General features: G+C 71.0%; 17 protein-coding genes and 1 pseudogene. 10 read left to right on the top strand and 8 right to left on the bottom strand.

Going from position 1 to position 15509, the window contains the following annotated elements; genetic code table 11:
• Positions 1–164: 164 nt before the first annotated feature.
• Positions 165–398 (bottom strand): annotated as a pseudogene (locus ACZ7NC_RS14995) (VOC family protein); the annotation flags it as partial.
• Between the two features lie 270 nt (positions 399–668).
• Here ACZ7NC_RS14995 and ACZ7NC_RS15000 point away from each other — a divergent pair.
• Positions 669–923: a WhiB family transcriptional regulator gene (locus ACZ7NC_RS15000; protein WP_471488305.1), complete on the top strand. Its 255-nt coding sequence runs from the start codon at positions 669–671 to the stop codon at positions 921–923.
• A gap of 141 nt (positions 924–1064) precedes the next feature.
• Here ACZ7NC_RS15000 and ACZ7NC_RS15005 read toward each other — a convergent pair whose 3' ends face one another.
• The 5 genes from ACZ7NC_RS15005 to ssgD all read right to left on the bottom strand — a co-directional run bounded on the left by ACZ7NC_RS15005 (position 1065) and on the right by ssgD (position 6784).
• Positions 1065–2039, bottom strand: a complete 975-nt coding sequence (locus tag ACZ7NC_RS15005) for an acyl-ACP desaturase (protein WP_471488306.1) — start codon at positions 2037–2039, stop codon at positions 1065–1067.
• A gap of 217 nt (positions 2040–2256) precedes the next feature.
• Complete coding sequence (gene ddaH / locus ACZ7NC_RS15010) at positions 2257–3033, bottom strand: dimethylargininase (RefSeq protein ID WP_471488308.1); 777 nt, start codon at positions 3031–3033, stop codon at positions 2257–2259.
• A 218-nt stretch (positions 3034–3251) separates the two neighbouring features.
• Positions 3252–4142, bottom strand: a complete 891-nt coding sequence (locus ACZ7NC_RS15015; RefSeq protein ID WP_471488652.1) for a LysR family transcriptional regulator — start codon at positions 4140–4142, stop codon at positions 3252–3254.
• A gap of 216 nt (positions 4143–4358) precedes the next feature.
• Entirely contained in the window at positions 4359–5996 is a 1638-nt protein-coding gene (locus tag ACZ7NC_RS15020; protein ID WP_471488309.1) for an ABC-F family ATP-binding cassette domain-containing protein, read from the bottom strand.
• A 371-nt stretch (positions 5997–6367) separates the two neighbouring features.
• Positions 6368–6784, bottom strand: a complete 417-nt coding sequence (ssgD, locus tag ACZ7NC_RS15025) for a spore wall synthesis regulator SsgD (RefSeq protein WP_471488311.1) — start codon at positions 6782–6784, stop codon at positions 6368–6370.
• Between the two features lie 239 nt (positions 6785–7023).
• Between ssgD and ACZ7NC_RS15030 the strand changes: the two genes are divergently transcribed.
• Complete coding sequence (locus ACZ7NC_RS15030) at positions 7024–8109, top strand: WD40/YVTN/BNR-like repeat-containing protein (RefSeq protein WP_471488654.1); 1086 nt, start codon at positions 7024–7026, stop codon at positions 8107–8109.
• A gap of 47 nt (positions 8110–8156) precedes the next feature.
• The gene (locus ACZ7NC_RS15035) at positions 8157–8480 is read left to right on the top strand and encodes a plasmid stabilization protein (RefSeq protein WP_471488312.1); all 324 of its coding nucleotides are present in this window, start codon (positions 8157–8159) and stop codon (positions 8478–8480) included.
• Between the two features lie 12 nt (positions 8481–8492).
• Here the strand turns inward: ACZ7NC_RS15035 and ACZ7NC_RS15040 are convergent, their stop codons facing one another.
• Positions 8493–8789, bottom strand: coding sequence for a YciI family protein (locus tag ACZ7NC_RS15040; protein WP_471488313.1), 297 nt, complete (start codon positions 8787–8789; stop codon positions 8493–8495).
• Positions 8790–8851: 62 nt separating this feature from the next.
• Here ACZ7NC_RS15040 and ACZ7NC_RS15045 point away from each other — a divergent pair, with 62 nt between their 5' ends.
• The 3 genes from ACZ7NC_RS15045 (at position 8852) to mmpA (ending at position 10166) form a co-directional block, all read left to right on the top strand.
• Positions 8852–9589 carry an endonuclease V gene (locus tag ACZ7NC_RS15045; RefSeq protein WP_471488315.1) on the top strand — a complete coding sequence of 246 codons (738 nt, stop codon included), beginning with the start codon at positions 8852–8854 and terminating at the stop codon, positions 9587–9589.
• Positions 9590–9603: 14 nt separating this feature from the next.
• On the top strand, positions 9604–9957 hold the full coding sequence (locus tag ACZ7NC_RS15050; RefSeq protein WP_471488316.1) for a hypothetical protein: 354 nt from the start codon (positions 9604–9606) through the stop codon (positions 9955–9957).
• Between the two features lie 62 nt (positions 9958–10019).
• On the top strand, positions 10020–10166 hold the full coding sequence (mmpA, locus tag ACZ7NC_RS15055) for a morphogenic membrane protein MmpA (RefSeq protein WP_471488317.1): 147 nt from the start codon (positions 10020–10022) through the stop codon (positions 10164–10166).
• 20 nt (positions 10167–10186) lie between these two features.
• Here mmpA and ACZ7NC_RS15060 read toward each other — a convergent pair whose 3' ends face one another.
• Positions 10187–11365: a saccharopine dehydrogenase family protein gene (locus ACZ7NC_RS15060; protein ID WP_471488318.1), complete on the bottom strand. Its 1179-nt coding sequence runs from the start codon at positions 11363–11365 to the stop codon at positions 10187–10189.
• Positions 11366–11456: 91 nt separating this feature from the next.
• Between ACZ7NC_RS15060 and ACZ7NC_RS15065 the strand changes: the two genes are divergently transcribed.
• The 4 genes from ACZ7NC_RS15065 (at position 11457) to ACZ7NC_RS15080 (ending at position 15498) form a co-directional block, all read left to right on the top strand.
• Positions 11457–11837 carry an MmcQ/YjbR family DNA-binding protein gene (locus ACZ7NC_RS15065; RefSeq protein ID WP_471488319.1) on the top strand — a complete coding sequence of 127 codons (381 nt, stop codon included), beginning with the start codon at positions 11457–11459 and terminating at the stop codon, positions 11835–11837.
• Positions 11838–11966: 129 nt separating this feature from the next.
• Entirely contained in the window at positions 11967–13121 is a 1155-nt protein-coding gene (locus tag ACZ7NC_RS15070) for a CaiB/BaiF CoA transferase family protein (RefSeq protein ID WP_471488320.1), read from the top strand.
• Positions 13118–14260: an acyl-CoA dehydrogenase family protein gene (locus tag ACZ7NC_RS15075; protein ID WP_471488322.1), complete on the top strand. Its 1143-nt coding sequence runs from the start codon at positions 13118–13120 to the stop codon at positions 14258–14260. Before ACZ7NC_RS15070 ends, ACZ7NC_RS15075 begins: the two co-directional genes overlap by 4 nt.
• Before the next feature lie 23 nt (positions 14261–14283).
• The gene (locus tag ACZ7NC_RS15080; RefSeq protein WP_471488324.1) at positions 14284–15498 is read left to right on the top strand and encodes an acetyl-CoA C-acetyltransferase; all 1215 of its coding nucleotides are present in this window, start codon (positions 14284–14286) and stop codon (positions 15496–15498) included.
• Positions 15499–15509: the final 11 nt, after the last annotated feature.

Genomic DNA, 15509 nt, shown 5'->3' on the forward strand with positions numbered 1-15509 from the left:
CTGACCAATATCGACGCCCCGACGAGCACCGGGAGGAGGACACCCCGCAGTCCACCGGGTCCGTGGAACCCGGCGCCACCGGCACGACAGCCGACACGCGAACCTGCCGGACCAACGCCCCCGACAGGAACGAACACGACATCACGGGCGCACGATCAACCGCTCGGCGTCGTGAAACAACGAGGCCAGGAGGGCGGGCCCTGCTCCTCGGTGGTCTGCATACCGCCGGCCACCGTCTTCCCGTCGAGCTGGAAGAGGCCGTAACCGCCGGTCTCGGGCCCGCCCGGCTGGAACCGCCAGCCGAACAGACCGCCGTAGAAGGAACCGGCGCCCTCGATGTCGGGTGTGCCGACGTCGATCCAGTTCGGCGCGCCGGTGACGAAACGGGTGGTGAGCATCATCGCCCTCCTCGGAAGGGTCCCGCTGTCTGCACTGCCGAGTCTTGCACCGCCCACTGACAATCGCTGCCGGAACGCCGCCGTCCAGCGGGGCGACCGTCGCCATTACCGTGGGTGACCGACTCGGCCCTCCCTGTTTTCACGGGTTTCCGCGCGCCGCCGTGCGCCGCGGCACCCCGAGGGAGACGATCGAGTCGGCCGGGGGGCCTGCGGCGCGGCGTTGATCCCGCGTTGATCGAACGTTTTTCGCCGACCGGCACCATCCTGGGCATGCACACCGACACGATCACAACGATCACCTCGCCCGACCTGGCCTGGCAGGAGGGGGCGTTGTGCGCACAGACCGGGGCGGACTTCTTCTTCCCCGAACCAGGAAGTTCCGTCCGGGAGGCGAAGCGGATCTGCGGCATGTGCTCGATCCGCTCCGCCTGCCTGGAGTACGCCCTGGACAACGACGAACGCTTCGGCGTCTGGGGCGGTCTGTCGGAGAAGGAACGCCTGGAGCTCAGGCGTACGTCACACTGAACCGCCGGGTCCTGACCGAACGACGAACCGGTGAGGTCGGGTGGTCGGATACCGCAGCGGCCAGGAGAAGCCGGCCGCCTTCAAACGTACGGCCGGCCCGCGGACCCGCGGACCGGCTGCAGATCACCGTGAGAACCGCGGTCAGCCCGCGGCGCGAGCCGCCATCCGGGCCTTGCGGGCCGCCAGCTTCTCGTCGAACTTCAGGGCTTCCGCGTCCAGGCCGCCCATGAACAGCCCCAGTTCCTCCTGCGCCTTCTGCCCCTCCGGGCCGAGACCGTCGATCTCCAGGACCTTCAGGAAGCGCAGGACGGGCTGCAGGACGTCGTCGTGGTGGATGCGCATGTTGTAGACCTCGCCGATGGCCATCTGGGCCGCGGCGCGCTCGAAGCCGGGGATGCCGTGGCCGGGCATGCGGAAGTTGACCACCACGTCCCGCACGGCCTGCATGGTCAGGTCGGGGGCGAGCTCGAAGGCCGCCTTCAGCAGGTTCCGGTAGAAGACCATGTGGAGGTTCTCGTCGGTCGCGATGCGCGCCAGCATGCGGTCGCAGATCGGGTCACCGGACTGGTGGCCGGTGTTGCGGTGCGAGATGCGGGTCGCGAGCTCCTGGAAGGCGACGTAGGCGATCGAGTGCAGCATCGAGTGCCGGTTGTCCGACTCGAAGCCCTCGCTCATGTGGGACATGCGGAACTGCTCCAGCTTGTCCGGGTCCACCGCGCGCGAGGTGAGCAGATAGTCGCGCATCACGATGCCGTGCCGCCCCTCCTCCGCGGTCCAGCGGTGCACCCAGGTGCCCCAGGCGCCGTCACGGCCGAAGAGCGAGGCGATCTCGTGGTGGTAGCTGGGCAGGTTGTCCTCGGTGAGGAGGTTCACGACCAGGGCGATCCGGCCGATCTCGGTGACCTTGGACTGCTCCTTGTCCCAGGCCTCGCCGTCCTCGAAGAGGCCGGGGAAGTTACGGCCGTCCGTCCACGGCACGTACTCGTGCGGCATCCAGTCCTTCGCGACCTGCAGATGCCGGTTGAGTTCCTTCTCGACCACTTCCTCCAGCGCGTACAACAACCGGGCGTCGGTCCAGACGGCAGTGCTGCCGAGGTTGGGGGAAGTAATCGTCACGGGAACTCCAGGGGGACGCGCAACACAGAAACATGACCGGCGAGCGGTTGCCGGAACCTACGGAATCGTAGGCTACGAGTCCGTAGGTTACGAAGCCGTAGGTTAAGGACGCCGTAAAGACTGCTGATCAGCAGCCGTTTCGCCAGGAGTTCACCGGTATGCGAAAAGCCCCAGGACCCGCAGGTCCCGGGGCCGATAGCGCGATCCGTTCAGCCGGTCAGGCGTACAGCTCCCGCATCCGCACCGAGAGACATGTCACACATCCTTCCAGCTTCTCGAACTCGCTGATGTCCACCAGCACGGGTTCATGGCCGAGGTCGGTGAGCAGTTCCGCCGTCTTCGGCGCGCTCGCCGCCATGAGCAGCTTGTCCCCGCCGAGCAGCACCACATGCGCCCCCGACTCCTCCGGCACCGGCAGGAAGCGCGGGAACAGCGACGGGACGTCCAGCTGCGGGATACGGCCCAGAATCGTTCCGTCGGGCAGCGCCGTGATCGCCGACTTCAGGTGCAGCACCTTGCTCACCGGTACGGCGACGACCCGCGCCCCCAGCGGCTCGAAGGCGGCCCGCAGCTGCTGGACGCCGGCCCCGTTGGTACGGCCGCCCCGGCCGACGTAGATCGTGTCGCCGACCTTGAGGACGTCGCCGCCGTCGAGCGTGCCCGGCTCCCAGATCCAGTTCACGGAGCAGCCGAGCGAGGCGACGGCCTCCTCGACGCCCGCGGTCTCGTCGCGCCGCGACTCGGCGCCGGGCCGGGCGATCAGCGCGACGTTGCGGTACATGACGACCGTGTCCTCGACGAACACCGAGTCGGGGCAGTCGTCGGCCGGGTCCACCTCGATCGTCTCCCAGCCGTGCGTGCGCAGGGCCTCCGCGTACGCCTCCCACTGCTCGACCGCGAGATCGACGTCGACCTTCTCCCGCTCGATGTGCGTGACCAGCCCTTCGGCGAGGCGCGGGCTCGGGCGGCGGATGAGGGCCTTCTTGCTGGGCACGACGGGATCTCCGGATCGGTGGCAGTGTTCGGCGCCCATGATGCATGGGCCACCGACCCGCCATGATGCAGTGCCTACCCGCCCGTACAAAACCCTCGCGGTCAGGCTGTGGCCCTCCTGAGATGCGCCGCGGTGAAGGAGTCGCGGACATCGGGGAGGTCTCGGGGGGCTCCCTGTCGGCGTGCGCCACCACCCGGCGCTCATGCGCCCGTTGCACGTCAGGTCGACGCGCCGACCGCTGCGCTGTCGCGCAGGAAGCCCGCGAAAGCCTGGGCGGCAGGAGTGAGGACGTGGTCGCTCATGCGGACGAGGAGGATGCGGCGCACCGGGGCGGGGGGTTGCAGCGGCAGGACGCTGACCCCGCCTCGGATGCCTTCCAGGGCGAGCGTGGGGGCGAGGGCGACGCCGATGCCGGCGGCGACCATGGCCTGGGCCTCCTGGTAGTCGTGGGCCTCGTAGGCGATCTGCGGCTCGAACCCGGCCGCGTGGCAGCTGCGGGCCAGAGCCTCGGCCACCGGGTGGTTCTCGGCACGGGTGATCCAGGGGTCGTTCGCGAAGTCGGCGAGGGCGGCCAGGGGCCGGCCGGCGAGCGGGTGGTCGTTGCTGACGAGGAGGGCCGGTGGGTCGTCGGCGAGTGAGGTGACGACGATGTCCTCGCGGTCGATGCGGTTCCAGTCGTAGTCCCACATCAGGGACATCTCGACCTCCCGGTTCTCCAGCATCGCCCACAGGCCCGCGATACGTGCGCTGCGCACCGTCAGCCGTACGTCCGGGTGTGCTTCCCGGAAGGCGATCACGGCCCGCGGGAGGAGGGAGGCGCCGACGGTGGGGAAGGTGCCGACCCGGAGAGTGCCCGCACGCAGTCCCGCGAAGTCGGCGAGCTCGTTCTCCGCGGCCGTCAGCTCGCGCTCGATCCGCTCCCCGCGCTCGGCCAGGGCGCGTCCCGCGTCGGTGAGCGTGACACCCCGCGCGTGACGCTCGAGCAGGGGCTGCCCGGCCTCCGCCTCCAAGCGGCTGACCTGCTGGGAGACCGCTGACGGCGTGTAGTTGAGGGCCCGTGCGGTCGCGGTGACGGAGCCCCGGCGGGCGACCTCGGTGAAGAGCAGGATGCGCCGCCTCCGAGACCGACCGCGTCCATGAGGCGCAGGGTGATCCGAAGCCGCAGACCGCCCCCGCACCCGGCGCGAACCTCGAAGAGACCGAAGCGGCCGACCCGAAGTCAGCGGCCGAATCGGACCGCGCCCCCGTGCCCACCGCGGGCTGACGCCACACACACCCACGCAGCCGGTCCGGGGCCTGTGCTCCGGACCGGCCCCTTCTCGCGATCAGACACCAGCGGAGGGGGACGCCCTCGAGGCCTCGGGCGTGGTTTCCTTCAGCTCTCCGTCCTCCACCATCAGCCAGCGCGTGATGCCGATCGACTCCAGGAACGGCAGGTCGTGGCTGGCCACGATCAGCGCCCCCTCGTACGACTCCAGGGCCGTGGTGAGCTGCCGTACGCTCGCCATGTCCAGGTTGTTCGTCGGCTCGTCCAGCATCAGCAACTGGGGCGCGGGTTCCGCCAGCATCAGCGCGGCCAGCGCCGCCCGGAAGCGCTCGCCGCCGGACAGCGTCGCCGCCTTCTGGTCGGCGCGGGCGCCCCGGAACAGGAAGCGGGCCAGCCGCGCCCGGATCCGGTTGTTGGTGGCACCCGGCGCGAATCGGGCCACGTTCTCGGCGACCGACAGCTCGCCGTCGAGGACGTCCAGCCGCTGCGGCAGGAACCGCAGCGGGACATGCGCCGTCGCCTCGCCCGCCACCGGCTCCAGCTCCCCGGCGATCGTCCGCAGCAGCGTCGTCTTGCCCGCGCCGTTGCGCCCGATCAGCGCGATCCGCTCCGGACCGTGCAGATCGAGGCCACGGGCCACGCGTGCGCCGTACGCCAGTTCCAGGTCGCGCAGCGTAAGCACGCTACGGCCCGGCGGTACGGCCGTGTACGGCAGGTCGACGCGGATCTCGTCGTCGTCCCGTACGGCCTCCACCGCCTCGTCGAGCCGGCCCTTGGCCTCGGCGAGCTTCTCCTCGTGCATGATCCGGTGCTTGCCCGCCGACTCCTGCGCCGCCCGTTTGCGCGCACCCATGACGATCTTCGGCTCACGCTTCTGGTCCCACATCTTCTGCCCGTACCGCTTGCGGCGGGCCAACTTGGCCTGGGCATCGACGAGGTCGCGCTTCTGCTTCCTCAGGTCGGCCTCGGCGACCCGCACCATGCGCTCGGCCGCCTCCTGCTCGGTGGCGAGCGCCTCCTCGTAGGCCGAGTAGTTGCCGCCGTACCAGGTGATCTCCCCCGAACGCAGATCGGCGATCTGGTCGACGAGGTCGAGGAGTTCACGGTCGTGACTGATGATGACCATCATCCCGGGCCAGGATTCGACGGCCGAGTACAGCCGCCTGCGTGCGTACAGGTCGAGGTTGTTGGTGGGCTCGTCCAGCAGCAGGACGTCCGGGCGGCGCAGCAGCAGCGCGGCGAGGCGCAGCAGCACGGACTCGCCGCCCGACACCTCGCCGATCGTGCGGTCCAACTCGATGTGGCCGAGCCCGAGTTCGCCGAGGGTGGCGAGGGCTCGCTCCTCCACGTCCCAGTCGTCGCCGACGGTCTCGAAGTGCTCCTCCGCCGGGTCGCCCGCCTCGATGGCGTGCAGCGCGGCTCGCTGGGCGGCGATGCCGAGGGCCTCGTCGACCTTCAGGTCGGTGTCGAGAGTGACGTTCTGCGGGAGACAGCCGACCTCGCCCATGACGCGCAGCTCGCCGTCGGACGGGGTGAGCTCACCGGCGATGAGCTTCAACAGGGTTGATTTTCCTGACCCGTTGACGCCGACGAGCCCGGTCCTGCCGGGGCCGAACGCGACGTCCAGGTCCTCGAAGACGGCACTGCCGTCGGGCCAGGTGAAGGAAAGGGAGGTACAGGTGATGGAAGTAGGCATGAAGGCGCCTCCGCGGTTGCTCGAAACGATCAGGGGCAAACGCGTATCGAGACACCGGGCGACCGGCGCGGAGGCATCGAGAGGCACGGGGGCATGAGAAAAGCCCTGCACCGTAGGGCGGCTCGAACGCCGAGGTCGCACGCAGCGCACACACACTTCAGGTGTGACGCGGTGTCTCAGGACCTCAGACGAGCAACGTCCTTCTCCAATCGGCGGCAACAGGACCGCCGTCAAACGTACGGGAGGAGTGGGAGGGCGTCAACGTAATTTGTCGTGGCTGCGGCCGGGCGGGCGGACATGACTACGGCGAGCTCAACTCGCTGCTGGGGCAGGCGCGTTGGCGGAACGCGACCGTGGCCGTGCGGGACGCTTCAGCAGGCGTCCCGCATCAGTTCCGCCAGGTCGCGGTCCAGGTCGAGCTGGAGGTGCTCCAGGCCGAGGGGCACCAGCTCGCTCGTGGACTGCAGGAAGCGGCGGACCTCGCCCGAGCGGATGTGCACGACGGCGGTGCCCTCGGGGGCGTGGAACTCCAGGACCGTACGGTCGAAACCGTACGGCCGCACCCGGACGTCGCCATGGCCCTCGGGACCCTCCAGGCCGGCGAGGAGCAGCTCGCGGCTGAAGGTCCAGCAGACCTCGACGCCCTCCAGGGTGGCCGCGGCCGGGAAGGTCATCCGGACGGCGAACGGGTCGCTCCGGTCGTAGTGAAGGGCCGCGGGAATGCTCGGCATCCGCGGCGCCGCGGCGACGAGACGGGCCTCAACGGGCTGCTCGATGACGGTGGACAACGCCTTGCTCCCTTGTGACGGCTGGACGAACATCCGGGTGGACGAGACCGGGCACTGATAGAGACGACGGAATCGGCCAATCCGTGCACACGGATGCCGAGTGACCTCTGTCACCGCCTTCATGCACGGGAGTGGGGCGTTCGTCCTCCCGTGACCGGATGGTCACCTGTGGTCGGCGGGCATCTGGACGGCACGGGGGCGGTGGACTAGCTTCGCCCGCCATGAGGCGTTCGGGGAGCATGCGACGGGCGGGGCATACGTTTCGGACACTGGCCGCGGGGGTGGCGTGCGGCGCGGCGCTGGTCGCGCTGACGGCCGTACCCGCGCAGGCGCACGAGCCGGAGCGGCGGGTGCCGCACTGGGAGGCGAAGGACAGCGGCACGCCCGACGTGCGGTTCCGGGGTCTGGCGGCGGTCAGCCGGCACACGGCGTGGCTCGCCGGAACCAAGGGCACCGTGCTGCGGACCACCGACGGCGGGGCGAGCTGGCGTAACGTCTCGCCGCCCGGCGCCGCCGGGCTGGAGTTCCGCGATGTCGAGGCGTTCGACGCGCGGCGGGCCGTGGTGCTGGCGATCGGCGAGGGCGAGGCCTCGCGCGTGTACCGCACCGAGGACGGCGGCGCGACCTGGGCCGAGTCCTTCCGCAACACCGACGCGCGTGCCTTCTACGACTGCCTCACCTTCTTCGACCGCCGCCACGGCCTGGCGATGAGCGACCCGGTCGACGGCAGGTTCCGCATCCTGTCGACCAGTGACGGCGGGCGTTCCTGGAAGGTGCTGCCCAGCGACGGGATGCCCGCCGCACAGGAGGGCGAGGCCGGTTTCGCGGCGAGCGGGCAGTGCCTGGTCGCCGCCGGACCGAAGGACGTCTGGCTGGCCACCGGCGGGGCGGCACGCGCGCGTGTCCTGCACTCCGCCGACCGGGGGCTGACCTGGACGGCCACCGACACGCCGATCCCGGCGGGCGACCCGGCCCGCGGTGTCTTCGCGCTCGCCTTCCGGGACCGTACGCACGGCCTCGCGGTCGGCGGCGACTACCGCGCCGACCAGACCTCGCCGCGGGCGGCGGCACGCACGGTCGACGCGGGGCGCGGCTGGACGCCGGCCAACACACCGCCACCCGCCTACCGCTCCGGCGTCGCCTGGCTCCCGCACAGCCGCACCGCCGCCCTGGCGGTCGGACCCACCGGGACCGACCTGACGACCGACGGCGGACGTACCTGGCGGACGGTCGACAACGGTTCGTACGACACGGTGGACTGCGCGCGTGATCTGGGCTGCTGGGCCGCGGGGGAGAAGGGCAGGGTCGCGCGGTCGGAGAGGTGAACCGGAATGTGGGTACTCGGACGCCGACTGCGAGAGGAGTGACTCACATGCCAGCCGGTTCCAGCCCGAAGAGGGAACGCCAGTACGAGCACATCAAGAAGAGCGCCCAGGACCGGGGCGAGAGCGCCTCGCGCGCCAAGGAGATCGCGTCCCGGACGGTGAACAAGGAACGCGCCCGGTCCGGCGAGTCGAAGTCCGCCAGCCGTACGTCCACCCAGGACATGTCCTCGGGCAAGCGGGGCGGGCAGCGGTCGGGTCAGGGCTCCCAGGGCCCCACCAAGGATCAGCTGTACGAGGAGGCCAAGAAGCGCAACATCCACGGGCGTTCGGACATGAGCAAGAGCGAGCTCAAGCAGGCGCTGGGCAAGTGACCGACGCCTTCCTCAGCCGAGGGTCTCGCGGTACCGCTCCAGCGCCGGTGCCGTCTTCGTCGCGATGAACTCGGTGACGCGGTACACACAGACCCCGGCCCGCACGAACGGATCCCCCGCGGCGATCTCCTCGATGTGTCTCCGGTCCCCCGCGACGGCGAGGATCACCCCGCCGTCGCGGGGGTTCTTACGTCCGGACGCGAGAAAGATCCCCTTCTCGTACTGCTCGTCGAGCCACGCCACATGCGCCTCCAGCACGGCGTCGACGTCCTCGATCGGTGCGGTGTAGGTCAGCTCCAGCACGAACATGATCGCGAGCCTACCCCTGGCCCGTCGCTGAACAGTCGTATCCCCGTACGCTCGTCCTCACCATGACGACCGTACGCATCCCGGCGGGCTGGCCCGCGACCGAGGAAGAGGCCCGCGCCGTCCAGGACGAACTGCGCGAGCGGGTGGTGCTCGACGAACCAGGGCCCCCGCCCGGTTCCGGGCATGTGACCGGCGTGGACGTGGCCTACGACGACGAGCGGGACGTGGTCGCGGCCGCGGCGGTCGTGCTGGACGAGGCGACCCTCGCGGTCGTCGCCGAGGCCACGGCCGTCGGCCGGATCTCCTTCCCGTACGTCCCCGGGCTCCTCGCCTTCCGCGAGATCCCCACCGTCCTGGCCGCCCTCGACGCCCTGCCCTGCCCACCCGGCCTGGTCGTCTGCGACGGCTACGGCAGGGCCCACCCCCGCCGCTTCGGCCTCGCCAGCCACCTCGGCGTCCTCACCGGCCTGCCCACGATCGGCGTCGCCAAGAACCCGTTCACCTTCACCTACGACGCCCCCGCCCAGCCCCGCGGCTCGTCCACGCCACTCATGGCCGGCGACGAGGAGGTCGGCCGAGCCGTGCGCACCCGGGACGCCGTGAAGCCGGTGTTCGTCTCGGTCGGCCACCGGGTGAGCTTGGACAACGCCTGCGCGCAGACGCTGGCGTTGACCCCGGAGTACCGGCTGCCCGAGACCACACGGCGTGCGGATTCCCTGTGCCGACAGGCGCTGAGGGACGCGACCGGTCCGAGACCGGAGCCGGCCGACCGGGCGGCGACGGACCCCACGCGTACCTGAGGACGGCCCCTGTCATGGAGCGCACGCAGGGGATCGAAGTCGTCCTGGAACTGGCCGCCGATCGCGATCGGTGGTGCCGGGGGCGCGAGGTGTTCGACCAGGTCCGCGGGAGCGGGACCGCGGACAGGGACGAGGTCACCGAGGAGCGGACCGCGCTGCTCCGCCTCGGTGAACTCGTCGCCAAGCTGGCCCACAACGCGGCCGGCCCGGCGCCGTACTTCGACCACCACAGGGGCTGGCAGGTCGGGCCCCTTGCCGTCCGCCTCGCCGCAGTCGCGCGCGATCCCGCCGCACGGCACCGGATCGCCGGCGCGCTGGGGGAGTGCCACCGGCCGGGGCCGACGACGCGCCCTGAACGGGCGGACTGAGTACGTCGGCTGAGTATCCGTACGGATGCGGCCGCTTCCCGGTGATCGGCAGGCTGGGCCGCATGACATCGCACCGTTCCCCCAAGCCCCTCGCCGACCCCGACCGCCCCGTCGAGCGTGCCGTGACGGCCGCGCTGATTGTCGCCACGCTCGCGGGGCTCGGCTGGATAGTCGGGATGATCTACACCATTGCGGGCTGGCCGCTCTAGGCAGCCGCTTCACCGACCTCTCAGCGAGTGGCGGCCACCCGGAAGGTGATGCCCGCCGTGCGCAGGCGGTCGATCAGGGCGTCGCCCATCGCGACCGCCGTGGTGACCTGGCCTGCCGTGTCCGGCAGGTCGTCGAAGGCCAGGGAGAGGGCCGACTCGGCGAACATCTTGGCCGTCTCGCCGTAGCCGGGGTCGCCGCCGGCCACCTCGGTGAACACCCGTCGGCCGCCGCCCTCGCCGACGAAGCGGACGGAGAACCAGCTCCGCGCGCGCTTCTCCGGGCCGGGGCCCTCGCCGGGCTTGAACCGGCCGGACAACCAGCGGCGGGCCGGCGGCAGTTGGGCGGCCGAGAAGAGCGCGCCCATCGCCGCGACCCCGCCGACCGCGACGGGAAGGTGCCGTACGGCGGCGTAGTGGCGGTAGCGGAAGTCGGGGCCGTAGCGCTGAAGGGCCCGCGCGGAGCGCTTGACGATCTGCGGGTCGATGGTCGGCAGCGGCAGCGCCCAGGCGCCGACCTCCTTGGCGAACCGGGGCACGCCCGTCGGCGCGGTCGCCCGGCGTCCCATCAGCCGAGGCTCGTGGCGCGCGCGGTCGCGCCCGGCGGCCAGCATCTGGCGCCCGCGCGCGAACTGGTTGAGCGCCGACGCGAACGTACCGCCCGAGAAGGTGGCGTCGGCCGTCACGAACCCGTCCACCGTCAGCGGCACGCCCTCGGGCAGCTGCTGAACGGTGAAGTACGCGCCCAGGTCGTGCGGGATCGAGTCGAAGCCGCACGCGTGCACCAGCCGCGCGCCCGTCTCACGCGCGCGTGCGTCGTGCCGGACGTACGTCAGGTCCACGAACTCCGGCTCACCGGAGAGGTCCAGATAGTCGGCGCCGGTGTCCGCGCAGGCCGCGACGAGATCCTCGCCGTACATCACATAGGGGCCCACCGTCGTGGCCACCACGCGCGCCTGTTCCGCGAGCCGGCGCATCGACGCCGGGTCGGCGACGTCCGCCTCCAGCACCCCGACCGCCTCACCACCGGGCAGCGACTCGCGCAGGCGCTCCAGTTTCCGCTTACTGCGGCCGGCGATCGCCCAGCGCAGCCCCTCGGGCGCGTGCTCGGCGAGATACTCCGCGGTGAGTACCCCGACGAAGCCCGTCGCTCCGAAGAGCACGATGTCGTACGGACGGTCCGTCCTGCTCAGCCTGCTCATGACACCCCTCGGTCCCGCACCACGCGCCGTTGTCGGTGGCCGAGGCTAGCGTGAGGTGTGCGGAGCCCGACGACGAGCCCGGAGGTATGCGGTGGCCGTGCCCAGGACTGCCCTGAAGAAGTGGGAAAAAGTACACGAGTTCGCCCTCGGGATGCCCGGTGCCGTCGAGGAGTTCCCCTGGGGTGAGACGGTCGCGAAGGTCAACAAGAAGGTGTTCGTCTTCCTCGGCGTCGACGACGGCAGCTACCCGATGGGCATCACCGTGAAGCTCAAGGACGAGTCGGCCCACGCGCACGCCCTGACCTGTCCGGGCGCCGAGCCCGCCGGATACGGCCTGGGCAAGTCGGGCTGGGTCGCCATCCCGCTGGAGCAGAAGGGCGCCCCGGCGGCGGAGCTGCTGTGCGACTGGGTGGAGGAGAGCTACCGCACGATCGCGCCGAAGCGGCTGATAGCGGAGCTGGACGTGCGCTGATTCCCTCTGCGCCGGTTCGCAGCCGGCCTTCCGGCGGGTAACTTTCCAAGCGCTTGCTCTTGTGTCCGCTGGAACACATTCTTAGCATCGCTGGTGTTACATCAGTTGTGTCACGCCAATGGGGGCTGGATGACAACGGCAACGACGCCCGGGCACGGCCCGCTCACCGGCGTGCGCGTGGTCGAGCTGGCCGGAATCGGGCCGGGCCCGTTCGCCGGCATGCTCCTCGCCGACCTCGGCGCCGACGTCGTCCGCGTGGACCGGCCCGGCGGCACGGGACTCGCCATCGACACCGCGTACGACGTCACCAACCGCAACAAGCGCTCGGTGATCGTCGACCTGAAGTCCCCCGACGGCCCCGCGCGCGTGCTCGACCTCGCCGCCCGCGCCGACATCCTCATCGAGGGCTACCGCCCCGGAGTCGCCGAGCGCCTAGGCGTCGGCCCCGGGGCCTGCCACGCCCGCAATCCCCGGCTCGTCTACGGCCGGATGACCGGCTGGGGCCAGGACGGACCGCTCGCCCACCGCGCCGGCCACGACATCGCGTACATCGCGCTCACCGGCACCCTCGGCATGATCGGCAGCCCCGACGAACCGCCCGCCGTCCCCGCCAACCTGGTCGGCGACTACGCCGGCGGCTCCCTCTACCTCGTCGTGGGCGTCCTCGCCGCCCTCCACCACGCCCGCGCCACCGGCACCGGCCAGGTCGTCGACGCCGCCATCGTCGACGGCACCTCCCATCTCTCCGCGATGATCCACGGCATGCTCGCCGCCGGCGGCTGGCAGGACCGGCGCGGCGCCAACCTCCTGGACGGCGGCTGCCCCTACTACGGCACCTATGAGACGGCCGACGGCAAGTACATGGCGGTCGGCGCCCTGGAACCGCAGTTCTACGACGAGTTCCTGGAGCTCCTCGGCATCGAGGACTTCGCGTCCGCCCGTAAGGACGTCTCGCGCTGGCGCGAGCTGCGCGAGCTGGTCGCGGCCCGCTTCAAGTCCCGTACGAGGGACGAGTGGACGGCCGTCTTCGAAGGCTCCGACGCCTGTGTGGCCCCCGTGCTGTCCCTGCGCGAGGCCCCGCGCCACCCGCACCTGGCCGCCCGCGGCACCTTCACCGACCACGGCGGCATCACCCAGCCCGCCCCGGCGCCCCGCTTCTCGGCGACCCCCACCGCCGTACGCGGCGGCCCCGCGCAACCGGGCGCCGACACCGCGGCGGTGGCCCGCGACTGGGGAGTACCCGACCTCGTGCAGCACCAGGAACCCACGAAGGGCCTCGCATGAAGCGGCAGATCTTCGCCCCCGAGCACGACGCGTTCCGCGCGACCGTGCGCAGCTTCCTGAAGCGGGAGGTGCTGCCGCACTACGAGCAGTGGGAGAAGGACGGCATCGTCTCCCGCGACGCCTGGCGCGCGGCCGGCAAGCAGGGCCTGCTCGGCATGGCGGTGTCCGAGGAGTACGGAGGTGGCGGCACCCCCGACTTCCGCTACAGCGCCGTCCTCGCCGAGGAGTTCACGCGCGCGGGTGCCCCGGGCCTCGCGCTCGGCCTGCACAACGACATCATCGGCCCGTATCTGACCGGCCTCGCCACCGACGAGCAGAAGCGCCGCTGGCTGCCCGGCTTCTGCGACGGTTCGCTGATCACCGCCATCGCGATGACCGAGCCCGGCGCCGGCTCCGACCTCCAGGGCGTCCGCACCCACGCCGAGGACCGCGGCGACCACTGGGTGCTGAACGGCTCCAAGACGTTCATCTCCAACGGCATCCTCGCCGACCTGGTGATCGTCGTCGCGCGGACGACCCCCGAGGGCGGCGCGCACGGGCTGTCGCTGCTCGTGGTCGAGCGCGGCATGGACGGCTTCGAACGCGGCCGCAACCTCCACAAGATCGGCCAGAAGGCGCAGGACACGGCCGAGCTGTTCTTCCACGACGTCCGCGTGCCCAAGAAGAACCTCCTCGGCGACCTCAACGGCGCCTTCGTGCACCTGATGACGAACCTCGCGCAGGAGCGCCTGAGCATCGCGGTCTCCGCCATAGCGGCGGCCGAGCACCTGCTGGAGATCACTACCGATTACGTCAAGGAGCGCGAGGCCTTCGGCCGGCCGCTGGCGACCAAGCAGCACATCCGCTTCGAGGTGGCCGAGATGGCCACCGAGTGCGCCGTCACCCGCACGTTCCTCGACCGCTGCATCGAGGATCACTCGAACGGGGAGCTCGACGCCGTCCACGCGTCGATGGCCAAGTGGTGGGCGACCGAGTTGCAGAAGCGGGTGGCGGACCGCTGTCTGCAACTGCACGGCGGGTACGGCTACATGAGCGAATACCCGGTCGCCCGTGCCTTCACCGACGGCCGTATCCAGACCATCTACGGCGGGACGACCGAGATCATGAAGGAGATCATCGGCCGTTCCCTGCTGGGCTGACCCTCACCTCGAAAGGCTTACCAGTGAGCACCGAAGCGTATGTGTACGACGCGATCCGCACCCCGCGCGGCCGCGGCAAGGCGAACGGCGCCCTGCACGGCACCAAGCCGATCGACCTGGTCGTCGGCCTCATCCACGAGCTCCGCGACCGCTTCCCCGGCCTCGACCCGGCCGCCATCGACGACATCGTGCTCGGCGTCGTCGGCCCGGTCGGCGACCAGGGCTCCGACATCGCGCGGATCGCGGCGATCGCCGCCGGGCTGCCGGACACCGTGGCGGGCGTGCAGGAGAACCGCTTCTGTGCGTCCGGCCTGGAGGCCGTCAACATGGCCGCCGCCAAGGTCCGCTCGGGATTCGAGGACCTCGTCCTCGCGGGCGGCGTGGAGTCCATGTCCCGGGTGCCGATGGCCTCGGACGGCGGCGCCTGGTTCAACGACCCGATGACCAACCTCGCCGTCAACTTCGTGCCGCAGGGCATCGGCGCCGACCTGATCGCCACCATCGAGGGCTTCTCCCGCCGCGACGTCGACGAGTACGCGGCGCTCTCGCAGGAGCGGGCGGCGACGGCCTGGAAGGAGGGCCGCTTCGACCGCTCCGTCGTCCCGGTCAAGGACCGCAGCGGCCTCGTCGTCCTCGACCACGACGAGCACATGCGCCCCGGCACCACCGCCGACTCCCTCGCCAAGCTGAAGGCGTCCTTCGCCGACATCGGCGACCTGGGCGGCTTCGATGCCGTCGCGCTGCAGAAGTACCACTGGGTCGAGAAGATCGACCACGTCCACCACGCGGGCAACTCCTCCGGCATCGTCGACGGCGCCTCCCTGGTCGCCATCGGCAACAAGGAGGTCGGCGAGCGCCACGGACTCACCCCGCGCGCCCGCATCATCTCGGCCGCCGTCTCCGGCTCCGAGCCCACCATCATGCTCACCGGCCCCGCGCCCGCCACCCGCAAGGCGCTCGCCAAGGCCGGACTGACCATCGACGACATCGACCTCGTCGAGATCAACGAGGCGTTCGCGGCGGTCGTGCTGCGCTTCGTACGGGACATGGGCCTGTCCCTGGACAAGGTCAACGTCAACGGCGGCGCCATCGCCCTCGGCCACCCCCTCGGCGCGACCGGCGCGATGATCCTCGGCTCGCTCGTCGACGAACTGGAGCGCCAGGACAGGCGGTACGGCCTCGCCACGCTGTGCGTGGGCGGCGGCATGGGCATCGCCACCATCGTCGAGCGCATCTGACCCCCCTCCCG

This window comes from Streptomyces sp. NPDC111802 (genome assembly GCF_055634335.1).

What these genes read in the sequence shown, in the direction of transcription:
- ACZ7NC_RS15000 (WP_471488305.1), top strand. Translation starts at nt 669, where the DNA reads ATGCACACCGACACGATCACAACGATCACCTCGCCCGACCTGGCCTGG.
- ACZ7NC_RS15020 (WP_471488309.1), bottom strand. Translation starts at nt 5,996, where the DNA reads ATGCCTACTTCCATCACCTGTACCTCCCTTTCCTTCACCTGGCCCGAC.
- ACZ7NC_RS15030 (WP_471488654.1), top strand. Translation starts at nt 7,024, where the DNA reads ATGCGACGGGCGGGGCATACGTTTCGGACACTGGCCGCGGGGGTGGCG.
- ACZ7NC_RS15035 (WP_471488312.1), top strand. Translation starts at nt 8,157, where the DNA reads ATGCCAGCCGGTTCCAGCCCGAAGAGGGAACGCCAGTACGAGCACATC.
- ACZ7NC_RS15040 (WP_471488313.1), bottom strand. Translation starts at nt 8,789, where the DNA reads ATGTTCGTGCTGGAGCTGACCTACACCGCACCGATCGAGGACGTCGAC.
- ACZ7NC_RS15045 (WP_471488315.1), top strand. Translation starts at nt 8,852, where the DNA reads ATGACGACCGTACGCATCCCGGCGGGCTGGCCCGCGACCGAGGAAGAG.
- ACZ7NC_RS15050 (WP_471488316.1), top strand. Translation starts at nt 9,604, where the DNA reads ATGGAGCGCACGCAGGGGATCGAAGTCGTCCTGGAACTGGCCGCCGAT.
- mmpA (WP_471488317.1), top strand. Translation starts at nt 10,020, where the DNA reads ATGACATCGCACCGTTCCCCCAAGCCCCTCGCCGACCCCGACCGCCCC.
- ACZ7NC_RS15060 (WP_471488318.1), bottom strand. Translation starts at nt 11,365, where the DNA reads ATGAGCAGGCTGAGCAGGACGGACCGTCCGTACGACATCGTGCTCTTC.
- ACZ7NC_RS15070 (WP_471488320.1), top strand. Translation starts at nt 11,967, where the DNA reads ATGACAACGGCAACGACGCCCGGGCACGGCCCGCTCACCGGCGTGCGC.
- ACZ7NC_RS15075 (WP_471488322.1), top strand. Translation starts at nt 13,118, where the DNA reads ATGAAGCGGCAGATCTTCGCCCCCGAGCACGACGCGTTCCGCGCGACC.